2 protein-coding genes are annotated in these 2,038 nt (G+C 38.3%); both read right to left on the bottom strand.

The features are described 5' to 3' along the window. On the bottom strand, positions 1 to 1,667 hold a 1,667-nt coding region (locus I656_RS00375; RefSeq protein WP_020756904.1), incomplete at its 3' end, for a heavy metal translocating P-type ATPase. After that, complete coding sequence (locus I656_RS00380; RefSeq protein WP_011230088.1) at positions 1,660 to 2,028, bottom strand: metalloregulator ArsR/SmtB family transcription factor; 369 nt, start codon at positions 2,026 to 2,028, stop codon at positions 1,660 to 1,662. The genes I656_RS00375 and I656_RS00380, both read right to left, overlap by 8 nt. Positions 2,029 to 2,038 lie beyond the last annotated feature (10 nt).

Raw genomic sequence — 2,038 nt, 5'->3', positions numbered from 1 at the left:
ACCGTTTTTTCAATACCGACTTGATGAAGTTTTCGAATAACCTCTTTGGATGATTCTCTTATTTCGTCTGCCACGGCAATTAACGCCAGAATTTCTTTTTCCGTTCCTAATGCCATGACCGTTTTCCCTTGTATTTGAAGGGTTGTAATTTGTTCTTTTATTTCTGATTGGATGCCATTTGGAAGAAGTTCTTCAAAAAGACCTGGACTTCCGACATAATACATTGCGTTATTTACTTTGGCTTTGACCCCTTTACCTGTAATGGATTGGAATTCTTCAACCGATACATCATTAAAATTCAATCCATCTTCTTCTGCTTTTCTTATAATGGCGGAAGCAAGTGGATGTTGTGAGCCTTTTTCAATGGCTGCTGTAATGGTCATTAGTTCATTTTCATTGCCATTATAAGTGACTACATCGGTGACGGAAGGAATACCTTTTGTTAATGTTCCTGTTTTATCAAAAGCAATCACTTTTAAGTTTCCTGCTTCCTCTAAATAAATACCACCTTTAATTAACACACCGTTTTTCGCTGCATTTCCAATGGCAGTTACAATCGAAACAGGCGTGGAAATAACCAACGCACACGGACAACCAACCACTAATACAGCTAGACCTCGATAAATCCATTCGCTCCAATCAGCACCCATAAATAATGGAGGAATAACGGCTAGTAAAAGAGCAAAAATGATAATGGCTGGTGTATAGTATTTGGCAAAACGATCTACAAACGCTTGAGAAGGTGCTCGTTCTGCTTGAGCTTCTTCCACTAAATGGATGATTTTCGAAAGAGTTGTATCTTCCACTCGTTTTGTAACTTTTACTTCCAATAACCCTTCTTCATTCAATGTTCCTGCAAAGACTTCATCACCGACTGTTTTGGTTACTGGAACACTTTCTCCCGTAATGGCAGCCTGATTTAGCGTAGATGTACCCTTGATGACGATTCCATCCATCGCTAATTTCTGACCAGGCTTTACGATCATAATATCTCCGACTTGAATATCGTCAACAGGGACCATCATTTCTTCATTTCCGCGACGAATTAATGCTTCTTTTGGAGCAATATCCATCAACGATTCAATGGATTGACGAGCTTTATCCATGGAATAACGCTCTAAGGCTTCGCTAATGGCGAATAGAATAACAACCGTTGCACCTTCTCCCCATTCACCAATCGCTGCAGCTCCTAAAATCGCCACTGTCATCAGCGTATTCATATCAAAATTCAATCGAACTAGGTTTTTGAAACCTTTTATAAATAACGAATATCCACCGATTAAAATTGCTGCAGCATATCCAATTGTCGCAAAGATATGCTCTTCTCCGTATTGCTTCCCTAAAAACCAACTGATCACAAGCAAAACGGCGGAAATATACACTTTAATGTTCTCTTTTTGCTTCCAAAAAGGTTCACGCTTGACTGATTTTTCTTTATCTTCCCGAACCTTTAAGTTTTCAAAAGCTCCTGCTTTTTCTAATTCTTCGATGGTTGTTGTACCCCAAACGGTAATTTTAGATGCTCCAAAGTTTACTTTAGCATCTTGAACACCTGGCAATGATTTTACATTATTTTCAAACTTTGCCGCACAGTTTGCACAAGTAAATCCTTGAACACGGTAGGTTTTCGCTTCTGATTTAGATAATTTTGCTTGTTGTTCAGACACGGACTTTCACCTCTTTATCATGTGCTAACGCAATCATGATTAACTGCTTAATATGGTCATCATCCAGCGAATAAAATGCTAGCTTTCCTTCTTTTCGATACTTTACAATCCCTTGTTTATAAAGAGTCCGTAAATGATGGGAAGTGGTTGCAACAGAAGCCCCAATGATATTGGCAATATCACATACACATAACTCTTCATCTTGGCAAAGTGAATAGGCAATTTTTGCCCTATTTTCATCTGCCAGTGCTTTAAACAACAGGACAACACTGGATATATCTTCTTTTTGCAATTCCCCTTGTATTCGATTGACTTTTTCTTCGTCATAACAATAAATTTCACATGTATCTTTCTTACTCATTCATTATCCC

Source organism: Geobacillus sp. WSUCF1, from assembly GCF_000422025.1.
Taxonomy (GTDB): domain Bacteria; phylum Bacillota; class Bacilli; order Bacillales; family Anoxybacillaceae; genus Geobacillus; species Geobacillus zalihae.
This window is presented reverse-complemented; position numbering and strand designations above follow the sequence as displayed.